This window comes from Leifsonia naganoensis, assembly GCF_013410615.1.
GTDB lineage: Bacteria > Actinomycetota > Actinomycetes > Actinomycetales > Microbacteriaceae > Leifsonia > Leifsonia aquatica.
On sequence record NZ_JACCHJ010000001.1, the window covers coordinates 1721214 to 1739592 of the forward strand.

An 18379-nucleotide genomic window follows, 5' to 3' on the forward strand; every position below is an offset into this window, starting at 1 on the left:
GTCAGCCTCCCTGGCTCGTGTTCAGGACGCCGGCGAGCTCGCTGGGCACGTCCTGCGGCGGGGCGTAGTTGTCGAAGACGTTGTAGGCGATGAGTCGCTCACCGGCAGCGAAGGGCGGATTGCAGGTGGTGATCGTCATCAGTCGCTCGGTCGGCGTCGCCTCGGGCTGTCGCGGGACCGGCAAGAGGACCTGCACGGCGGACGGCTGCACGTACTCGAAGTTGCGGAACGTGTAGGTGTACCAGCCGTCTTGCGTCTGCACGTAGATGTGGTCGCCGATGTGCAGCTTGGAGAGGTCGATGAACGTGTTGCCCCAGCCGCTGTCGTGCCCCGCCACCGCGAAGTTGCCGATCTGGCCGGGCATCTGCGTGTCCGCGTAGTGGCCGACACCGGCCGTGTAGCTGTTGAGCACCTTCTCCACGTCGACGGTCTGGCGGATCGTCCGCTTCCAGTCCGCGCCGAGGCGGGGGATGTAGATGACCGCGAACGCCTGGTAGTCGGCCGGCTGCGCCATCACGGGGATGTCGGTGACACCGTTCTCGTCCGGCGTCGGCGTCGGGCGAGGTGCCTTGATCGCGTCGTCGATCCACTTCTGGCTCTGGGTCGCGGCCGCCGAGCTCTGCTGGTTGTCGACGACGAGGTTGTTCCACCACATCTGCCAGCCCAGGAAGAGCAGGACGAGCACGCCCGCGGTGATGAGCAGCTCCCCGAGCACTCCGACCACGGTCGGCCTTCGAGGGGGCTTGCGAGGCTTCTTCGTCTTCCGGCCACCGCCTTCGCGCCGGTCGGCGCCGCGCGGGCGTCGCAGCTCGGGTTCGGTCGGGTCGGCCATATGACAGATTCTAAGAGGAAAAGCTGGCGGAACCCTCAGACCGGTCCCGCTACACTGTGGTGCTATGGCACGCAGCAAGTCGAAGATCAAGCCCGAGCGCACCCAGCGGACCGCAGCCGCCTCCGGAGAGGAAGCGCCCAACCCCGTCTGGTTCAAGCCGGTCATGTTCGGCTTCATGCTGCTCGGGCTCGTCTGGATCATCGTGTTCTACGTGAGCCAGAACCAGTACCCGATCCCGGCCCTCGGCGCCTGGAACATCCTCGTCGGCTTCGGCATCGCCTTCATCGGCTTCCTCATGACCACCAGGTGGCGTTGACGCCCCTCCCCGTCACTGACGCTGCGCGTCGAGAAGCCCGGTCCGTCGAGGACCGGGCTTCTTCCGTTTCCACAGTTGTCCACAGGTGCTTATCCACACTGAGGAGAACTCCCCGAGGGCGGTTCTCCCCAGTGTTAATAAGCCTGTGGAGAGTTACACGTGTGTAATTATCCCCACTGTTAACAACCCTGTGGATAACTTATCCACGTCGTGCGGGCGCCTGGGAGAGCCGCTCAGAGGAAGCGGATGAGGCTCAGCGCGATCAGCAGGACGCTCAGCACGATGATGAGCGGGAGCTGGAGGGCGCGCCGCGACGCCGTGCGGGTCTCCACGTAGATCAGCCCCACCAGCACGCCGCCGATCAGGCCGCCGACGTGCGCCTGCCAGGCGATGTTGAGGCCCGGGAGGAATCCGATACCGATGTTCAGGGCGACCAGCACCAGGATCTGCGTCGCGTTGCCGCCCAGGCGTCGTTGGATGATGAAGAATGCGCCGAACATGCCGAAGATGGCACCGGAGGCGCCGACCACCGGCTGGAGCGGGTTGCCCAGGAGCAGAACGCCCACCGATCCGGCGAACCCGCTGATGAGGAACAGGCCGAGGAACCGCAGACGCCCGAGCATCGGCTCGAGGATGCTGCCGAAGATCCACAGCGTGTACATGTTGAGCAGGATGTGGATGATGCTCGCGTGCGCGAACACCGACGTCAGCATCCGCCACGGCTCGAAGGCGCGCGGATCGGAGTACACGCCGGCGTACTGGATCGCCTGTGTGACCTGTCCGCCGATGAACGGCAGCGACTGCAGGATGAACACGACGACGCACACCGCGATGATCGCGTACGTGACGACGGGCGCGCCCGCACCTGTCAGGCGCGGGATCCAGGCCGGCTTGGTCTTGGGTGCGGTCGCGCGCTGCTGGGCCATGCACTCCGGGCAGACGAATCCGACCGCAGCGGGCGTCTGGCACTCACCGCAGATCGTGCGCCCGCACCGCTGGCACAGCACGTAGCTGACCCGGTCCGGGTGGCGGTAGCAATAGCTTGCTCGCGCGTCGACGGGCTGAGACATCCTTCCGACTCGCCCGTCCGGTCTCAGACCTGCTCGATCTCGACCGACTCGATGACGACGTCGTCGAGCGGCCGGTCGCGTGCGTCGGTCGGGACCTCGGCCAGCTTGTCGACGATCTTGCGCGAAGCGTCGTCGGCGACCTCGCCGAAGATGGAGTGCTTGCCCTGCAGCCACGTGGTCGGGCCGACGGTGATGAAGAACTGCGAGCCGTTGGTGCCGTGGCCGCCCTGGATGCCGGCGTTGGCCATTGCGAGCATGTACGGCTGGGTGAAGTCGAGCTCGGGGCTGATCTCGTCGTCGAACTGGTAGCCGGGGCCGCCGATTCCCTGACCGAGCGGGTCGCCGCCCTGGATCATGAAGCCTGGGATGATGCGGTGGAAGATGACGCCGTCGTAGAGCGGCGTGGTGGTCTTCTCGCCGGTGGCCGGGTGGGTCCACTCGGTCTCACCGGTCGCCAGGCCGACGAAGTTGCGCACCGTCTTCGGCGCGTGGTTGCCGAAGAGGTTGACCTTGATGTCTCCGTAGTTGGTGTGGAGAGTGGCGACGGCGGTGTGCTTAGACATGAGTCCAATTCTTGCACAGGGGGTTAGCTGGTTATCGGCAGAGGACTTCACCTCTCGGTCCATCCCCAGCCCTTTCGGTGGCAAGATGGAGACGGTTCGCTATTCCGACGCAATGGAGGTCCAGAATGAGCCTGACACGGAAGCGCAAGAAGGAGCTCAAGCGACTGCGCAGCAGCGCGGAGGAGCTGTGGGGCAAGCAGCAGGAGGTGCTCGCGAACGCGAACGCCGTTGCGGCGGAAGCCCGCAAGCAGGCCGCCTACTACACCCGCGAGGAGATCGCACCGCGCGTCCGTGACGGCTACGACTCCTACGTGCGTCCCGCCGCCCAGACGGCCGGCCACGTGGCCGGTGCCGCGCGCGACCGCTTCGTCGGCGACGTGATCCCCGCCGTGGGCTCCGCCGTCGGCACCGCGCTCTCGGTGGTCGACCACGCCCGCGCTGCACGCGCTGCGGCGTTCAACGGCGACTTCACCAAGGCGCGCAAGGAGCTCACCCGCAAGGTGCAGGTCGCTCCGCAGAAGTCCGGCCCGGGTGCCGGCACCGTGATCGCGATCGGCCTCGGGGTCGTCGCGGCCGCCGGGCTGCTGTATGCGGTCTGGCAGACGTTCCGCGCCGACGACGAGCTGTGGGTCGCCGACGAAGAGCCGACTGCTCCCGCTGCGGAGTAGTCCCCCCGACCACGAGAAGAGTCCACCCCGGGGTTCGCCCCGGGGTGGATTGGGGGGTTTCCCCGATGGTGGGCCGGGCATCGGGACGCGAGGCTGGAGTCATGAACATTCTCCAGCGTCCACTCCAGGGTCGAGTCCTCGGCGGGGTCTGCGCCGGGCTGGCGCAGCGGTTCGGGCTCACGCCCACCACGGTCCGCGTGCTCTTCCTCGTGTCGTGCCTGTTGCCCGGGCCGCAGTTCATCGCCTACATCGCGATGTGGATCATCATCCCGAGCGAACGACGCGAAGTTGTCACGCTCTGACGCGGGCGCGACGCCGGCGGTGCGTCAGCGGAGCCCGGCCATCCCGAGCGCCACGTCGACGAGGTCGACCCGTCGGTTCGGGATGCCCGTCAGCGCGAACCAGGCCGCTTCGTCCGTCGAGCCGTCGAGCTCGTTCGTGAGCTTGCCGCCGGTGACGGTCGCCCGGTAGATGATGCGGAGCGCGTGGAGCGGTCCCGCGTCCGGTGTGAACCTCTGCTCGGCAGGGACGATCTTCGAGTCGATGCCCAGCAGCTCTTCTGCCTGCGCCGCGTAGCCGGTCTCTTCGGCGATCTCCCGCACGACGGCGTCGATCGGGTCCTCCCCCGGGTCGATCCCTCCGCCCGGGAGCGTCCAGCCGGATCGGCCTCCCTCGTTCCAGTGCGCGAGGAGGATGCGGTCGTTGTCGACGATGACTCCGTATGCCGCAACCCTGATATCCATGCCGACACCCTACTGCCGTTGTCGGAGGAGAAGGGCAGACTGGGGTGGTGCCCGAACTTCCGGAAGTCACAGCACTCGCCGCCGACCTCGACGCGCGACTGGCCGGTCGTGTCATCGACCGGCTGAGCGTCGTCGCGTTCGCGGCCCTCAAGACGTTCGATCCCCCGGTGGATGCGCTCCACGGGCTGACGATCGCCGGCGTCTCGCGCCACGGCAAGTTCCTCGACGTCGCTGCCGGCGACCTCCACGTCGTCCTCCACCTGGCGCGAGCGGGCTGGATCCGCTGGCGGGATGCGCCTCCGCCTCCGCCCACCGGACGGCCCGGCAAGGGACCGTTGGCCGCCCGGCTCGTCCTCGACGACGGGACCGGTCTCGACATCACCGAGGCCGGTACCAAGAAGAGTCTGTCGATCTCCGTGGTGCACGACCCTGCGGACGTCCCCGGTGTCGCGCGGCTCGGACCGGATCCATTCGACCCCGCCTTCACCCGGGACGTCTTCGCCGGGATCCTCGCGCAACAGGGCCGTGCGCAGATCAAGGGGGTGCTGCGCAACCAGTCCCTGATCGCCGGCATCGGCAACGCCTATTCGGACGAGATCCTGCACGTCGCCAAGATGTCGCCGTTCAAGCCTGCGGCCATGTCGGACGACGAGCTCGACCGTCTCTACGACGCCGTCCAGTCCACGCTGCGCGACGCGCTCGCGCGAGCGGACGGTCTCGCCGCCTCCGAGCTCAAGAGCGAGAAGAAGTCCGGCCTCCGCGTGCACGGCCGCACGGGGCAGGCCTGCCCGGTGTGCGGTGACACCATCCGTCAGGTGATCTTCGCCGACTCCACCCTGCAGTACTGCCCCACGTGTCAGACCGGTGGCAAGCCGCTGGCCGATCGAGTGCTGTCCCGGCTGCTCAAGTAGCGCGCGACGCGCGCCTCAGCACGCGCAGCTGACCCCGTCGACCGGAGCGGTCAGAGGATCGGCGTCGCGCGTCACGACTCCGTGGTCGTCCTCGACCGGGAGCCCCTCGCGTGCCCAGTACTCGAAGCCGCCGATCATCTCGCGCACGTCGTACCCGAGCAGGCTGAAGGCGAGGGCCGCCTTCGTGGACCCGTTGCATCCCGGACCCCAGCAGTAGACGACCACGGGCGTCCCCGCCGGTACGAGCGACATCGCGCGGTCCGCGATCTGCGCCGTCGGGAGGTGAATGGCCCCGACCGCGCGTCCCTGCCGCCAGGCCTCCTCCCCGCGGCTGTCGATCAGCACGAAGGCGTCGCCCGCCTCCTGCGCCGAACGCACATCGGACGGGTCGGTCTCGAAGCGAAGTTTGGCGGCGAAGTGACGGGATGCTTCTGAGGTTTCGGTCATGCACACCACGTTAGGGAAGCGGATCCGCGATCTGAAGAGATTATCCACGGCATGCGCGAGCGTCCACCGCGCTTCTCGTGGAAGAATCGGCGCATGGCCGTGAATCCTCCATTCGTTGCCGACGCGGTCGACCGCGCGCTCCTCGCCGAGCTGCAGCGCGACGGCCGCCAGTCGATCGCCGAGCTCGCGCGCACGGTCCACATGTCCGGCAGCGCCGTCGCGGAGCGGATACGCCGCCTCGAGGACGTCGGCGTCATCGGCGGATACCGCGCACTCGTGGATCCCGAACGCCTGGGCTACGGCATCCTCGCGTTCCTGCGGCTGCGCTACCCGAGCAGCGTCTACGGTCCGCTCCACGACCTCCTGGCCGAGACGCCGGAGGTGGTGGAGGCACATCATGTCACGGGGGACGACTGCTTCATCCTGAAGGTCGTGGCGACGTCGATGCGGCACCTGGAGCAGGTGAGCGGGAAGATCGGAACGCTCGGCAGCGTGACGACGAGCGTCTCGTACTCGAGTCCGTTCCCGACGCGGACGATCATCCCGCCGGATGAGGGTGGAGCCTAGGAGATTCGAACTCCTGACATCCTGCTTGCAAAGCAGGCGCTCTACCAACTGAGCTAAGGCCCCGGGAGGGTGAATGGTGGGGATACGAGGACTTGAACCTCGGACCTCTTCGTTATCAGCGAAGCGCTCTAACCGCCTGAGCTATATCCCCGAATGGGCAACAGATTAGAGGGTACCTGATCTGTCACCGCAAACGAAATCGAGCGGGGCTCGATCCGTCAGTTGTTGGTGAAGCCGACGAGCAGGCCGCCGGTGATCTTCACGGAAAGGTTGTAGAGGAGCGCGAAGACCGCGCCGAGAGCGGTGACCACGACGATGTCGAGGACGGCAACCACGAGCGAGAAGCCCATCACCTGACCGAGGCCGAGCACGGCCCGCAGGTCGCCGCCTCCGGCGCCGGAGATGTCCTTGACCAGGCTGTTGACCTGGTCGAAGATGCCCGTGCGGTCGAGCACCGTCCAGATGAGGAAGGTCCCGACGACCGCGATGATCGCAAGGCAGATGCCGGCGAGGAACGAGAGCTTCACGGTCGACCAGAAGTCGATATACACCAGCTTGAGCCGCACCTGCTTGGAGGATGCGGGCCGGCGCGACGACTTCTTGGCCAGTTTCTCGGCGACGCTACTGCTCATCTACGGTCTCTTCCTTCCCGACGGCCTCCGATTCTGACCCATCAGGCTGGTCATCCGCTGGATCCTGCGAATCGAGGTTTCGTTCGGTGTTCTTTGCCAGAGCGATGATCTTGTCGGTCTCGGCGAAACGTGCAAAGACGACACCCATGGTGTCGCGGCCCTTGGCAGGTACCTCGGCCACGGCAGAGCGTACCACCTTGCCGCTGGCAAGAACCACCAAGACCTCGTCGTCCTCATCCACGATCAGAGCGCCCACGAGGTCGCCTCGATCGTCGCTCAACTTGGCCACCTTGATGCCCAGACCGCCGCGCCCCTGGAGGCGGTACTGGTCGGCGGAGGTGCGCTTCGCGTAGCCTCCCTCGGTCACCACGAAGACGTAGCCCTCGTCGGAGACGACCGACGCGTCGAGCAGGCTGTCCTCGCCGCGGAAGTGCATCCCGATCACACCGGAGGTCGAGCGGCCCATGGGACGCAGCGCCTCGTCGCTGGCGGTGAAGCGGATGGACATGCCCTTGCGCGAGACGAGCAGCAGGTCGGAGTCCTCCTCCACCAGCAGGGCCGAGACGAGCTCGTCCTCGTCGCGGAGCTTGATCGCGATGATGCCGCCGGAGCGGTTCGTGTCGTACTCGCTCAGCGCGGTCTTCTTGATCAGGCCGTCACGGGTCGCGAGCACCAGGTACTTCGCGGCCTCGTAGTCCCGGATGTCCAGGATCTCGGCGATCTCCTCGTCCGGCTGCATCGCGAGCAGGTTGGCGACGTGCTGACCCTTCGCATCGCGGCCGGCCTCCTGCACCTCGTATGCCTTGGCGCGGTAGACGCGTCCCTTGTTCGTGAAGAAGAGGAGCCAGTGGTGGGTCGTCGTCACGAAGAAGTGGTCGACGACGTCCTCGCCGCGCAACTGAGCACCCTTGACGCCCTTGCCGCCGCGGTGCTGCGAACGGTAGTTGTCGCTGCGGGTGCGCTTGATGTAGCCGCCGCGGGTGACGGTGACCACCATCTCCTCTTCGGGGATGAGGTCCTCGACGCTCATGTCGCCGTCGAAGCCGAACATGATCTCGGTACGACGGTCGTCGCCGAAGCGGTCGACGATCTCGGTGAGCTCCTCGCTCACGATCGAGCGCTGACGCGCCGGGTCCTCGAGGATCGCCTTGAGCTCGGCGATCTCGAGCTCGATCTGGTCGTGCTCCTCGATGATCTTCTGACGCTCGAGGGCGGCGAGACGGCGCAGCTGCATCGTCAGGATCGCGTCGGCCTGGATGTCGTCGACGTCGAGCAGCGTCTTCAGGCCTTCGCGCGCGTCGTCGACCGTGGGCGACCGGCGGATGAGGGCGATGACCTCGTCGAGCGCGTCGAGCGCCTTGAGGTAGCCGCGCAGGATGTGCGCCCGCTCCTCCTTCTTGCGCAGCCGGTACCGGGTGCGACGGACGATGACCTCGATCTGGTGATCGACCCACGCGGTGATGAAGCCGTCGAGCGCGAGCGTGCGCGGGACGTTGTCCACGATCGCCAGCATGTTCGCGCCGAAGTTCTCCTGCAGCTGCGTGTGCTTGTACAGGTTGTTGAGCACGACCTTGGCGACCGCGTCGCGCTTGAGCACGATGACGAGGCGCTGACCGGTGCGGCCCGAGGTCTCGTCGCGGATGTCGGCGATGCCGCCGACACGGCCGTCCTTCACGAGCTCGGCGATCTTGATCGCGAGGTTGTCCGGGTTCACCTGGTACGGCAGTTCGGTGACGACCAGACACACGCGGCCCTGGATCTCCTCGATGCTGACGACGGCACGCATCGTGATGGAGCCGCGGCCGGTGCGGTAGGTGTCCTGGATGCCCTTGATGCCGAGGATCTGGGCACCGGTCGGGAAGTCCGGGCCCTTGATCCGCTTGATGAGCTCCTCGAGGAGCTCCTCGCGAGATGCGTCAGGGTTGGCGAGGTGCCAGAGCGCACCGTCCGCGACCTCGCGGAGATTGTGCGGGGGGATGTTGGTGGCCATGCCGACCGCGATGCCGACCGAGCCGTTGACCAGCAGGTTCGGGAACCGCGCCGGCAGCACGGCCGGCTCCTGGGTGCGACCGTCGTAGTTGTCCTGGAAGTCGACGGTCTCCTCGTCGATGTCGCGGACCATCTCGAGGGCGAGCGGGGCCATCTTCGTCTCGGTGTACCGAGGGGCCGCGGCACCGTCGTTGCCCGGCGAGCCGAAGTTGCCCTGGCCGAGCGCGAGCGGGTAGCGGAGGCTCCACGGCTGCACGAGTCGCACGAGCGCGTCGTAGATCGCCGAGTCGCCGTGCGGGTGGAACTGGCCCATCACGTCGCCGACGACACGGGCGCACTTCGAGAACGCCTTGTCGGGGCGGTAGCCGCCGTCGAACATGGCGTAGATCACGCGGCGGTGCACCGGCTTCAGGCCGTCGCGCACCTCGGGGAGCGCACGGCCCACGATGACGCTCATCGCGTAGTCGAGGTAGGAGCGCTGCATCTCGGACTGCAGATCGACCTGGTCGATGCGGCCGTGGATGCCGAAGCCTGCGCCGGCGGCGGTCTCTTCGTCGGTCACGATGTTCTCTTCTCCCGGGGTTCCGGTCTCATCAGATGTCAAGGAAGCGCACGTCCTTCGCGTTCTTCTGGATGAACGAGCGGCGCGATTCGACGTCCTCGCCCATCAGCGTGGCGAAGATCTCGTCGGCCGCGGCCGCATCGTCGAGCGTCACCTGAAGCAGCGTGCGCGACTCCGGGTTCATGGTGGTCTCCCACAGCTCCTTGTAGTCCATCTCGCCCAGACCCTTGTAGCGCTGCACGCCGTTGTCCTTGGGGATGCGCTTGCCGGCGGCCAGGCCCTCGGCCAGGTACGCGTCGCGCTCCCGGTCCGAGTAGACGTACTCGTGCTCGGCGTTCGACCACTTGAGGCGGTAGAGCGGCGGCTGCGCGAGGTACACGTAGCCGAGGTCGACCAGCGGGCGCATGTAGCGGAACAGCAGGGTGAGCAGGAGCGTGGTGATGTGCTGGCCGTCGACATCGGCGTCGGCCATCAGCACGATCTTGTGGTACCGCGCCTTCTCGGGATTGAAGTCCTCGCCGATGCCGGCGCCGAACGCCGTGATCATCGCCTGCACCTCGTTGTTCGCGAGGGCGCGGTCGAGGCGGGCCTTCTCGACGTTCAGGATCTTGCCGCGCAGCGGGAGGATCGCCTGCGTCTCGGGGTTGCGGCCCTGCACGGCGGAGCCGCCGGCCGAGTCGCCCTCGACGATGAAGATCTCGGACACCGTCGGGTCCTTCGACTGGCAGTCCTTGAGCTTGCCGGGCATGCCGCCGCTCTCGAGGAGGCCCTTGCGCCGTGCGGTCTCGCGCGCCTTGCGGGCGGCGAGACGAGCGGTCGCGGCCTGGAGAGCCTTGCGGATGATGTCCTTGGCCTGGTTCGGGTTGCGGTCGAACCAGTCGCCCAGCTGGTCGCCGACGACCTTCTGCACGAACGCCTTCGCTTCCGTGTTGCCGAGCTTGGTCTTGGTCTGACCCTCGAACTGCGGCTCGGAGAGCTTCACGGACACGACCGCCGTCAGACCCTCGCGCACGTCGTCGCCGGAGAGGTTGTCGTCCTTCTCCTTGAGGATGTTCTTCTCGCGGGCGTACTTGTTGACGAGGGTCGTCAGCGCAGCGCGGAAGCCTTCCTCGTGCGTGCCTCCCTCGTGCGTGTTGATCGTGTTCGCGTAGGTGAAGACGCTCTCGTTGTAGCTCGTGGTCCACTGCATGGCCACCTCGAGCGCGATCTTGCGCTCGGTGTCCTCGGACTCGAACGAGATGATCTCGTCGTGCACGACCTCCGCCTTCTTGGCGGAGTTGAGGTAGTGCACGTAGTCCGTGAGGCCCTGCTCGTAGAGGAACACCTCGCTGCGCGGGGTGAACTCCTCGGCGACCTCGCCGTCGACGACCTCGCCTTCGACGGGCTCGACCTCGCCGAGGTCGGTGCGCTCGTCGGTGATCGCGATGCGGAGTCCCTTGTTCAGGAACGCCATCTGCTGGAATCGGGTGCGCAGCGTGTCGTAGTCGAAGACCGTGGTCTCGAACGTCTCGGCACTGGGCCAGAAGGTGATCGTCGTGCCCGTGCGGTCCGATGCCTCGCCCTGCTCGAGCGGCGCCTGCGGCACACCGTCGCGGTAGCTCTGCCGCCAGACCGAGCCCTGCCGGTAGACCTCGATGTCGAGTCGCGACGAGAGCGCGTTGACGACCGAGCTGCCGACGCCGTGCAGACCGCCGGAGACCGCGTACCCGCCGCCGCCGAACTTGCCGCCGGCGTGCAGGATCGTGAGCACGACCTCCACGGTCGACTTCTTCTGCACGGGGTGCTCGTCGACCGGGATGCCACGGCCGTTGTCGATGACGCGCACGGCGCCGTCGGGGAGGATGGTCACCTCGATGTTGTCGGCGTGGCCCGCGAGCGCCTCGTCGACGGAGTTGTCGACGATCTCGTAGACGAGGTGGTGGAGACCTCGTGGACCGGTGGAGCCGATGTACATTCCGGGTCGCTTGCGGACCGCTTCGAGACCCTCGAGGACCTGGATCTCATTCGCGCCGTACTCGTGATCCGTCTCGGCGCTGTTCGGTTCCGTCGTCATATGAAATTAGGCTCCTGACCGCACTCAACAGTGACTCTCCATTCTACCAAGAGCGGACTGGAGAAATGGCGGAAAATGCCCTTCTGACGCGTTTTCTTCGCTCGGTCTACCTCTTTTGTGCACTCAGCCGTAAGTATCGCGTGGGCCGCGCCCTGGAATCGACCTGGGACCGCGTTTCCAGGTGGGGGCGTCCGGCCCTTGGAAGCGGATCGACTGGATGTCCGCCTCCGGAAACCTCTCGCCGATGCGCACGAGCAGTTCGGAGCGCATCATGCGCAGCTGCGTCGCCCATGCCGTCGACTCGCAGCGCACGACCAGGACCCCGTCGGTGATGGCATCCGGGATGGCGTGCTTCGCCGTCTCCTCGCCGGCCAGTTCGCGCCATCCCTCGAGGAGGTCGGACTGCGCGAGCGCGGAGGTCCAGCCCAGCTGCGACGCGAGGGCGTCGACCACCTCGCCGAGCCCGCGCGGATCGCGCCCGGCGGTGAACGGCTTGCTCCCGCCGACCTCGTCGGGACGGACTCTGGTGCGGCGTCGCGACGGGGACCCGGTGAAGAGCTCCTTCATCCGGAGGTAGACGATGCTCGCCTCGCTGAGGGCAGCGCGCTCAGGCATCCGTGGCCTCCACCACCGCCCCCGCCTCGATCCGCACGGTGTGGGCGGCCAGTTCCGCAGGCACATCGTCGTAGACCGCGGCGGTGATGAGCACCTGCTCGTAACCGGCTACGGCGGTTGCAAGCATCCGCCTCCGCGCCTGATCCAGCTCGGCGAAGACGTCGTCGAGGATGAGCACGGGGTCGCCGGTGCTGGACTCATGGCGCAGGAGCTCGGCCGACGCCAGTTTGAGGGCGAGGGCGAACGACCACGATTCCCCATGGCTTGCATACCCCTTGGCCGGCAGCCCGTTGAGCTCGAAGAGCAGGTCGTCACGGTGCGGCCCGACCAGGGTCAGGCCGCGCTCGAGCTCCTTCGGGCGCACGGCCGCGAGACCCTGGCGGAAGACGGTCGGAGTATCGACACCGGACGAGTCGGTTACGGGCTCCGCCTCGTCGTCGTCGTCGTCCTCGACGTGCGCCCCGCGGATCGTCAGCTGCGGCAGCAGGCGCGGGTGGTGGTCGTCGCCGGCGACGGAGCGATAGGCGGCGACGAGCGGGTCGCTCAGCCGCGCCACCAGATCGAGCCGCGCGTCGATCAGCTCCGAGCCGAGCGCGACCAGCCGGTCGTCCCAGATGTCGAGCGTTCCGAGCTGGTCGGCCTTGATCCGGGAGGCCCTGGCCGACTTCAGCAGGGTGTTGCGCTGCTTGAGCACGCGCTCGTAGTCGGCGATCACCGCGGCGTACCGCGGGTTGCGCTGAATCAGCAGCTGGTCGAGGAACCGGCGCCGGATCCCCGGCTCGCCCCGGACGAGCGCGAGGTCCTCGGGAGCGAAGAGCACGCTCGAGAAGTAGCGCGGCAGCTCACGCGGCTTGATCGCGCCGCGGTTGACCTGCGCGCGGTTGGGGGAACTCCGGTTGAGCTGCACCTCCACGAGGAGTTCGCGTCCCTCGTGCTGGATCCGGGAGCGGACGATCGCGGCGTCCGCCCCCTTGCGGATCATGGCCTGGTCGCTCGACACCCGATGCGACCCGAGGGTGCTCAGGTAGCCGAGCGACTCGACCAGATTCGTCTTTCCCTGGCCGTTGCGGCCGACGAAGAGATTCGCGCCGGCCGCGAACGGCACCTCCGCGGTGCGGTAGTTGCGGAAGTCGGTCAGGGAGAGATGTGTAACTCGCACAGAGGGTTAGCTCGTCAGTCGACGGCCTTCACCGCGTGGCCGCCGAACTGGTTGCGCAGCGCGGCGACGGCCTTCATGGCGGGCGAGTCCGTCTGACGGGAGACGAAGCGGGCGAAGATCGAGGCGCTGATCGTCGGCACGGGGACGGCGTTGTTGAGCGCCTCCTCCACGGTCCAACGGCCCTCGCCCGAGTCCTGCACGAAGCCCTCGATGTGCTCGAACTCCGGGTCCTGCTCGAGCGCGCGCACCAGGAGGTCGAGCAGCCAGGAGCGCACGACGGTTCCGCGCTGCCACGCCTTGAAGGTGCCTGTGACGTCGTGGATGATGTCCTTACGCGTGTCCAGCAGCTCGTAGCCCTCGGCGTACGCCTGCATCAGCGCGTACTCGATGCCGTTGTGCACCATCTTCGCGTAGTGGCCGGCACCGACGTCGCCGACGTGGACGAAGCCCTCTTCGCGCGGACCCTCCGGACGGAGCGCGTCGAACACCGGCATGACCCGCTCGACCTGCTCCTTGCTGCCGCCGACCATCAGGCCGTAGCCGTTCTCGAGGCCCCAGATGCCGCCGGAGACGCCGGCGTCCATGAAGTCGATTCCCTTGGGGGCGAGAAGTTCGGCGTGCGTGAAGTCCTCGGTGAAGCGGGAGTTGCCGCCGTCGATGACGAGGTCGCCCTTCTCCAGCAGCGGCTCCAGGTCGCGGATGACGTTATCGGTGATCTCGCCGGCCGGCACCATGACCCAGACCGTGCGCGGCGCGGGGAGCGCGGCGACCAGGTCGGCCAGGGTGGCGACATCCGACACCTCGGGGTTGGTGTCGTAGCCGGTGACCTCGATGTCGTTCTTCTCGAGGCGGGCACGCATGTTGTTGCCCATGCGTCCGAGACCGATGAGGCCGATGTGCATGATTGTCCTTCTTCTCTCGTGGAGTGGGACCGTGTCCTAGCGCAGGAGCAGGTTGGGCTGCAGCAGGTACTTGTAGGAGTCCGAGCCCGCCTGGTCCTTGGACGTCTGGCTCGTGATGAGCACAGGTCCCGGTTTGTTGGGGTTCTCGGTCTTGGTGAAAGAGATGCGCACGAATTCGGAGTGCACGGCACCGAGACCATCGAGCAGGAACTGCGGCTTCAATGAAACCACGGTCTCCTGGCCTGTGAGGAGAGCGTCGATGCTCTCGGATGCTTGAGCCTGCTCGGAGCCGATCGCTTCCAGCGTCAGTCCGTCGGCGGTGAAGGTGTAGCGGAGCGCGGCCTCGCGCTCCAGCACGAGGGCGACGCGACGGGTCGCCTCGATGAGCTCCGCGGTGTTCAGCACCGCGTAGTTGTCGACCTGCTCGGGGAAGAGCCGGCGCACGGGCGGGAAGTTTCCCTTGATCAGGAGCGAGGTCACGGTCTTCTTGTCGGCCGTGAACGCGATGAGCTCACGGTCGTCGCGGTTGGTGATCGAGACCGAGACAGTGCCGCTGTGACCGAAGGTCTTACCGATCTCGGTGAGGGTGCGGGCGGGGACGAGCGCGGTCTGCGTCTCGCCCGAGGTGGTGCCGTTATCCCAGTCGATCTGGCGGACGGCGACGCGGTACCGGTCGGTGGCCACGAGGCCGAGCGTGTTGTCGCCGACCTCGAGCTGCACACCCGTGATGACCGGCGTCACGTCGTCGCGGGAGGCGGCGACACCGACCTGCGCGACGGCCTCCGCGAACTCCTCGGCCGGAACGAGGCCCGCCTCCCCGCTGACCTGGGGGATGCTCGGGTATTCCTCGACGGGCATGGAGAGCAGCGTGAAGTTCGCGGATCCGGCGCGCACGCTGATCTTGGACTCGTCGGTCGAGAACTGCACGGGTGCGTTCGGGAGCTTCGAGGCGATCTCAGCCAGGAGTCGTCCGGAGACGAGGACGCGACCCGGTTCCTCGACCTCGGCAGGGATCTGCGTCTGAGCGGAGACCTCGTAGTCGAAGGAGGAGAGCTGGAGGCCCGTGTCGGTGGTCTCGATGAGAACGCCGCTGAGGATTGGCAGTGTCGTCCGCTGCGGAAGGAGCTTCACGGCGAAGGAGACGGCCTCGCTGAAGACATCCCGGTTTGCTTGGAACTTCACGAAGACACCCCTGCCAGCTGACGGATACGGATCGAAAGAATCCTAGCGCTTGCCCTCTAGGCGAGGAGTTTGTCATTCGGTCCAGCGCTTGAGGTTGTCGACCGGCCTTAACTGAGAAGAGTTAATCATTAATCGTGTTAACCGCTGTGGAAACTGTGGATAACTCTGTTGAGACCAGGAAATGACAGGGAAGCGCGGGGGTCGCCCCTGTTGATGACCTGAGGAATCCGCTTGTTCACAAGCAGGGGAGCCGAGGGCGCTCCGAAGCGCTTTTCACAGGGCCCGGTCGTTCGTCCCCATTAAACGGCGGAGTTTCCGGAACTTCTCCACAAGTTATCCACACGTGTTAATAACGATCTCTCCCCACTCTGGGGATGAAATTGTGGATAACTGATCCGGAGACGACGGTGTGGCGCGCGTCGGAGGGCTACTTGCCGTAGCGGTGGTTCTGCTTGATCCGGCTGGTCAGCTCGGTGACCTGGTTGTAGATCGAGCGCCGCTCCTTCATGAGTTCGCTGATCTTCTTGTTGGCGTACATCACCGTGGTGTGGTCGCGGCCGCCGAACAGCTGGCCGATCTTGGGCAGCGAGAGGTTCGTGAGCTCCCGGCACAGGTACATGGCGATCTGGCGAGCCGTTGCCACGGCCTGCGACCGGCTCGAGCCGTAGAGGTCGTCGACGCTGAGCTTGAAGTACTCGGCGGTGTTGGTGATGATGTCCGTCGGCGCGATCACGTTGTCGTCGTCGAGCGTGATCAGGTCCTTCAGGACGGTCTGAACGAGGGGCATATCGACCGGCGTGCGGTTCAGGCTCGCGAACGCGGTGACGCGGATGAGCGTGCCCTCCAGCTCGCGGATGTTGCTCGACACCTTCGACGCCATGAACTCGAGGATGTCGTCGGGCACCTGGATCTTCTCGCTCTGCGCCTTCTTGCGCAGGATGGCGATGCGGGTCTCGAGGTCGGGCACCTGCACGTCGGTGATCAGGCCCCACTCGAAGCGCGACCGCATGCGGTCCTCGAAGCCCGTGAGGTGCTTCGGCGGCAGGTCGCTGGTGATGACCACCTGCTTGTTGTGGTCGTGGAGGGTGTTGAAGGTGTGGAAGAACGCCTCCTGCGTCTCGACCGCACGCTGGAGGAACTGGATGTCGTCGATCAGCAGGATGTCGATGTTGCGGTAGCGCGCCTGGAAGGAGGAGCCGCGGTTGTTGGCGATCGAGTTGATGAAGTCGTTCGTGAACTCCTCACTTGACACGTACCGGACGCGGATCCCGGGGTAGAGGCTCATCGCGTAGTGCCCGATGGCGTGGAGGAGGTGCGTCTTGCCGAGTCCGGAGTCCCCGTAGATGAAGAGGGGGTTGTACGCCTTGGCGGGCGCTTCGGCCACAGCGACGGCGGCCGCGTGAGCGAACCGGTTCGACTGGCCGATGACGAAGTTGTCGAAGCTGTACTTGGAGTTGAGGCGCGTGTCGCCGTTGCGCGGGGGCGCCGTGATCTCCGTGGGAGGGGACACCATCGGCGACGCGTTCTCGAGGTAGGGGGCGGGCTCCGGCTCGACCGGGCCGGCCATCGTCTCTTGCTGGATCTCGGGATTGACCACGATCGCGAAGGTGTTGACCGCGAGAGCCTCGTCCAGGGCGCCGATCGCGCTCAGGAGGGGGACGCGGCTGCGCTGCTCGATCATGCCCCGGGTGAACTCGTTCGGGACCTCCAGATAGAAGGTCCCGGCCATGATGCCCTTGGGCTCGACCAGGCTGAGGAATCCGTAGAGCTGCGGCGTGATGCGGTCGTCCGTCTCGAGCTTTCCCAGCACGGACTGCCATGCCGCAGAAATGGACTCTTCGCCGCCTGCCATCGTTCCCCGTCTTCGTTCTTCGTGTGGATGCCGTCGCCCGACGGAGACGATTCGTCCCCCGGAGGGCTCGAGTCAGGCTGCAGCAGATGTGCCGTCGGTGGGTATTCACAGAGTTATCCACTGATGTGTCTGCAATACCGTAGTGATCTCCGGCCTTTTGTGAGTCAGGCTGGGGATAACTTTGGTCCTCACGGTAACTTGTCCACAGGTTGTGGATCAAATTCGACTCCTGGAATACGTCGCGGATCCACGGCGCGTCGCCGCGACGGATCCTGCAAATCCCGTGCATAATCAGTGGATTTGACTCGATCGGTTTGACCTCGGTCCTTTATAGGCCGTAGTTTTAATCAGTTGACTTCAGCCGTTCAGGCTGCCCTGAAACTTTTCTGGCCTCCCCGTGCTGGCGATATCCATCAGCACCGGCCTGCGAAGACACCACCACGGAGATAGAGATTATGAGCAAGAGAACGTTCCAGCCGAACAACCGCAAGCGCGCCAAGACCCACGGCTTCCGCCTCCGCATGCGCACGCGTGCCGGCCGCGCCATCCTCTCGGCCCGTCGCTCCAAGGGCCGCGAGAAGCTCTCGGCGTAGTACCGGCCGGTGCTCGCGAAAGCCAATCGCATCACGCGGGGGGCGGACTACCGGGCGACGGTGCGCAAGGGTGCCCGCTTCACCGCGGACAACACCATCGCGTACGTCCGTCCGAACGCCGACCCCGACGTGGTGCGATTCGGTTTTATCGTGAGCAAGGCGGTCGGTAACGCCGTGCGCCGCAACCTGGTGCGCCGCCGCCTCAAGGCAGCTGCGTACGAGGTGCTCCCGGCTCTCCGAGAGAGCGCCGGGACGGTGGGCGGAGTGGACATCGTGATCAGAGCATTACCAGCTTCTGCGGAGGCCCGGTGGGCTACCCTGCACGAAGAGCTCACCCGAGCCGTCAGCCGCTACGTCCGTCGTAGCTCCACCAGATAAAAGGGCAACGTCCGTCCATGTACGCCGCGATCACCGCAGTTCTGCTCGTTCCGCGGAACGTCGCCGTGCTGATCCTGCGGGCGTACCGGGCGGTCATCTCGCCGCTCTACGGAGACGTCTGCCGCTACTACCCGTCGTGCTCGGCCTATGCACTCCAGGCCATCCAGCAGCACGGCGTCGTGGTCGGGAGCGTGCTCGGCGTGCGCCGCATCATCCGCTGCCATCCGTGGGCAGCGGGCGGGGTCGACGACGTCCCCGTGAAGAAGCGCCAGCGCTACCGGGTCACTCCGTTCGGATTCGTCGTCGCCACGGGCGGCAGCAGCTTTAGCCAGAGAAGGGCCTAGC

General features: G+C 66.3%; 21 protein-coding genes and 2 tRNA genes. 8 read left to right on the top strand and 15 right to left on the bottom strand.

Annotation, left to right across the window (positions count from 1 at the left end; translation table 11 throughout):
- Position 1 precedes the first annotated feature (1 nt).
- Complete coding sequence (locus tag HNR14_RS08280; RefSeq protein ID WP_218874995.1) at positions 2-832, bottom strand: class E sortase; 831 nt, start codon at positions 830-832, stop codon at positions 2-4.
- 64 nt (positions 833-896) lie between these two features.
- Here HNR14_RS08280 and HNR14_RS08285 point away from each other — a divergent pair, with 64 nt between their 5' ends.
- Positions 897-1148: a cell division protein CrgA gene (locus HNR14_RS08285; RefSeq protein ID WP_021763527.1), complete on the top strand. Its 252-nt coding sequence runs from the start codon at positions 897-899 to the stop codon at positions 1146-1148.
- 233 nt (positions 1149-1381) lie between these two features.
- On the opposite strand, the gene HNR14_RS08290 is transcribed toward HNR14_RS08285, so the two are convergent.
- Positions 1382-2218: a rhomboid family intramembrane serine protease gene (locus HNR14_RS08290; RefSeq protein WP_179700667.1), complete on the bottom strand. Its 837-nt coding sequence runs from the start codon at positions 2216-2218 to the stop codon at positions 1382-1384.
- Positions 2219-2241: 23 nt separating this feature from the next.
- Entirely contained in the window at positions 2242-2781 is a 540-nt protein-coding gene (locus HNR14_RS08295; protein ID WP_021763530.1) for a peptidylprolyl isomerase, read from the bottom strand.
- 125 nt (positions 2782-2906) lie between these two features.
- Here HNR14_RS08295 and HNR14_RS08300 point away from each other — a divergent pair, with 125 nt between their 5' ends.
- Positions 2907-3449 (top strand): hypothetical protein, encoded by a 543-nt coding sequence (locus HNR14_RS08300; protein ID WP_179700668.1) that lies wholly within the window; start codon positions 2907-2909, stop codon positions 3447-3449.
- A gap of 101 nt (positions 3450-3550) precedes the next feature.
- The gene (locus tag HNR14_RS08305) at positions 3551-3751 is read left to right on the top strand and encodes a PspC domain-containing protein (protein ID WP_179700669.1); all 201 of its coding nucleotides are present in this window, start codon (positions 3551-3553) and stop codon (positions 3749-3751) included.
- A 24-nt stretch (positions 3752-3775) separates the two neighbouring features.
- Here HNR14_RS08305 and HNR14_RS08310 read toward each other — a convergent pair whose 3' ends face one another.
- Positions 3776-4192, bottom strand: a complete 417-nt coding sequence (locus tag HNR14_RS08310; RefSeq protein ID WP_179700670.1) for an NUDIX hydrolase — start codon at positions 4190-4192, stop codon at positions 3776-3778.
- 47 nt (positions 4193-4239) lie between these two features.
- Here HNR14_RS08310 and HNR14_RS08315 point away from each other — a divergent pair, with 47 nt between their 5' ends.
- Positions 4240-5103 carry a DNA-formamidopyrimidine glycosylase family protein gene (locus HNR14_RS08315; RefSeq protein WP_179700671.1) on the top strand — a complete coding sequence of 288 codons (864 nt, stop codon included), beginning with the start codon at positions 4240-4242 and terminating at the stop codon, positions 5101-5103.
- 15 nt (positions 5104-5118) lie between these two features.
- Here HNR14_RS08315 and HNR14_RS08320 read toward each other — a convergent pair whose 3' ends face one another.
- Entirely contained in the window at positions 5119-5550 is a 432-nt protein-coding gene (locus tag HNR14_RS08320; protein WP_179700672.1) for a rhodanese-like domain-containing protein, read from the bottom strand.
- Positions 5551-5643: 93 nt separating this feature from the next.
- Between HNR14_RS08320 and HNR14_RS08325 the strand changes: the two genes are divergently transcribed.
- Positions 5644-6117 (top strand): Lrp/AsnC family transcriptional regulator, encoded by a 474-nt coding sequence (locus HNR14_RS08325; protein WP_179700673.1) that lies wholly within the window; start codon positions 5644-5646, stop codon positions 6115-6117.
- Here the strand turns inward: HNR14_RS08325 and HNR14_RS08330 are convergent.
- The 10 genes from HNR14_RS08330 to dnaA form a co-directional block, all read right to left on the bottom strand.
- Positions 6108-6180, bottom strand: a tRNA-Ala gene (locus HNR14_RS08330). The two genes, HNR14_RS08325 and HNR14_RS08330, sit on opposite strands and share 10 nt — an antisense overlap.
- Before the next feature lie 11 nt (positions 6181-6191).
- Positions 6192-6268 (bottom strand) — tRNA-Ile (locus tag HNR14_RS08335).
- Positions 6269-6335: 67 nt separating this feature from the next.
- Positions 6336-6749, bottom strand: coding sequence for a DUF3566 domain-containing protein (locus HNR14_RS08340; RefSeq protein WP_021763537.1), 414 nt, complete (start codon positions 6747-6749; stop codon positions 6336-6338).
- Entirely contained in the window at positions 6739-9300 is a 2562-nt protein-coding gene (gyrA, locus tag HNR14_RS08345; RefSeq protein ID WP_179700674.1) for a DNA gyrase subunit A, read from the bottom strand. Before gyrA ends, HNR14_RS08340 begins: the two co-directional genes overlap by 11 nt.
- A 31-nt stretch (positions 9301-9331) precedes the next feature.
- A complete protein-coding gene (gyrB, locus tag HNR14_RS08350; protein ID WP_021763539.1) occupies positions 9332-11353 on the bottom strand; it encodes a DNA topoisomerase (ATP-hydrolyzing) subunit B in 2022 nt (673 codons plus the stop codon).
- Positions 11354-11476: 123 nt separating this feature from the next.
- Positions 11477-11968: a DciA family protein gene (locus HNR14_RS08355; RefSeq protein ID WP_179700675.1), complete on the bottom strand. Its 492-nt coding sequence runs from the start codon at positions 11966-11968 to the stop codon at positions 11477-11479.
- Entirely contained in the window at positions 11961-13127 is a 1167-nt protein-coding gene (gene recF, locus HNR14_RS08360; protein ID WP_179700676.1) for a DNA replication/repair protein RecF, read from the bottom strand. Before recF ends, HNR14_RS08355 begins: the two co-directional genes overlap by 8 nt.
- Before the next feature lie 14 nt (positions 13128-13141).
- Positions 13142-14029, bottom strand: coding sequence for a phosphogluconate dehydrogenase (NAD(+)-dependent, decarboxylating) (gene gnd / locus HNR14_RS08365; protein WP_021763542.1), 888 nt, complete (start codon positions 14027-14029; stop codon positions 13142-13144).
- Positions 14030-14065: 36 nt separating this feature from the next.
- The gene (gene dnaN / locus HNR14_RS08370; RefSeq protein ID WP_021763543.1) at positions 14066-15211 is read right to left on the bottom strand and encodes a DNA polymerase III subunit beta; all 1146 of its coding nucleotides are present in this window, start codon (positions 15209-15211) and stop codon (positions 14066-14068) included.
- Between the two features lie 427 nt (positions 15212-15638).
- On the bottom strand, positions 15639-17063 hold the full coding sequence (dnaA, locus tag HNR14_RS08375) for a chromosomal replication initiator protein DnaA (RefSeq protein WP_021763544.1): 1425 nt from the start codon (positions 17061-17063) through the stop codon (positions 15639-15641).
- A gap of 455 nt (positions 17064-17518) precedes the next feature.
- Between dnaA and rpmH the strand changes: the two genes are divergently transcribed.
- From rpmH to yidD, 3 genes are read left to right on the top strand one after another with little or no spacing between them, the layout of a single operon-like run.
- A complete protein-coding gene (gene rpmH, locus HNR14_RS08380; RefSeq protein ID WP_021763546.1) occupies positions 17519-17656 on the top strand; it encodes a 50S ribosomal protein L34 in 138 nt (45 codons plus the stop codon).
- A 9-nt stretch (positions 17657-17665) separates the two neighbouring features.
- Positions 17666-18034 (top strand): ribonuclease P protein component, encoded by a 369-nt coding sequence (gene rnpA, locus HNR14_RS08385; RefSeq protein WP_179700677.1) that lies wholly within the window; start codon positions 17666-17668, stop codon positions 18032-18034.
- A gap of 17 nt (positions 18035-18051) precedes the next feature.
- Positions 18052-18378, top strand: a complete 327-nt coding sequence (gene yidD, locus HNR14_RS08390) for a membrane protein insertion efficiency factor YidD (protein WP_021763548.1) — start codon at positions 18052-18054, stop codon at positions 18376-18378.
- The last annotated feature ends 1 nt before the right edge of the window (position 18379 follow it).

What these genes read in the sequence shown, in the direction of transcription:
- HNR14_RS08310 (WP_179700670.1), bottom strand. Translation starts at nt 4,192, where the DNA reads ATGGATATCAGGGTTGCGGCATACGGAGTCATCGTCGACAACGACCGC.
- HNR14_RS08295 (WP_021763530.1), bottom strand. Translation starts at nt 2,781, where the DNA reads ATGTCTAAGCACACCGCCGTCGCCACTCTCCACACCAACTACGGAGAC.
- HNR14_RS08355 (WP_179700675.1), bottom strand. Translation starts at nt 11,968, where the DNA reads ATGCCTGAGCGCGCTGCCCTCAGCGAGGCGAGCATCGTCTACCTCCGG.
- HNR14_RS08300 (WP_179700668.1), top strand. Translation starts at nt 2,907, where the DNA reads ATGAGCCTGACACGGAAGCGCAAGAAGGAGCTCAAGCGACTGCGCAGC.
- dnaA (WP_021763544.1), bottom strand. Translation starts at nt 17,063, where the DNA reads ATGGCAGGCGGCGAAGAGTCCATTTCTGCGGCATGGCAGTCCGTGCTG.
- gyrB (WP_021763539.1), bottom strand. Translation starts at nt 11,353, where the DNA reads ATGACGACGGAACCGAACAGCGCCGAGACGGATCACGAGTACGGCGCG.
- yidD (WP_021763548.1), top strand. Translation starts at nt 18,052, where the DNA reads ATGTACGCCGCGATCACCGCAGTTCTGCTCGTTCCGCGGAACGTCGCC.
- HNR14_RS08285 (WP_021763527.1), top strand. Translation starts at nt 897, where the DNA reads ATGGCACGCAGCAAGTCGAAGATCAAGCCCGAGCGCACCCAGCGGACC.
- HNR14_RS08290 (WP_179700667.1), bottom strand. Translation starts at nt 2,218, where the DNA reads ATGTCTCAGCCCGTCGACGCGCGAGCAAGCTATTGCTACCGCCACCCG.
- HNR14_RS08320 (WP_179700672.1), bottom strand. Translation starts at nt 5,550, where the DNA reads ATGACCGAAACCTCAGAAGCATCCCGTCACTTCGCCGCCAAACTTCGC.
- HNR14_RS08280 (WP_218874995.1), bottom strand. Translation starts at nt 832, where the DNA reads ATGGCCGACCCGACCGAACCCGAGCTGCGACGCCCGCGCGGCGCCGAC.
- HNR14_RS08325 (WP_179700673.1), top strand. Translation starts at nt 5,644, where the DNA reads ATGGCCGTGAATCCTCCATTCGTTGCCGACGCGGTCGACCGCGCGCTC.
- gnd (WP_021763542.1), bottom strand. Translation starts at nt 14,029, where the DNA reads ATGCACATCGGCCTCATCGGTCTCGGACGCATGGGCAACAACATGCGT.
- HNR14_RS08340 (WP_021763537.1), bottom strand. Translation starts at nt 6,749, where the DNA reads ATGAGCAGTAGCGTCGCCGAGAAACTGGCCAAGAAGTCGTCGCGCCGG.
- rpmH (WP_021763546.1), top strand. Translation starts at nt 17,519, where the DNA reads ATGAGCAAGAGAACGTTCCAGCCGAACAACCGCAAGCGCGCCAAGACC.
- HNR14_RS08305 (WP_179700669.1), top strand. Translation starts at nt 3,551, where the DNA reads ATGAACATTCTCCAGCGTCCACTCCAGGGTCGAGTCCTCGGCGGGGTC.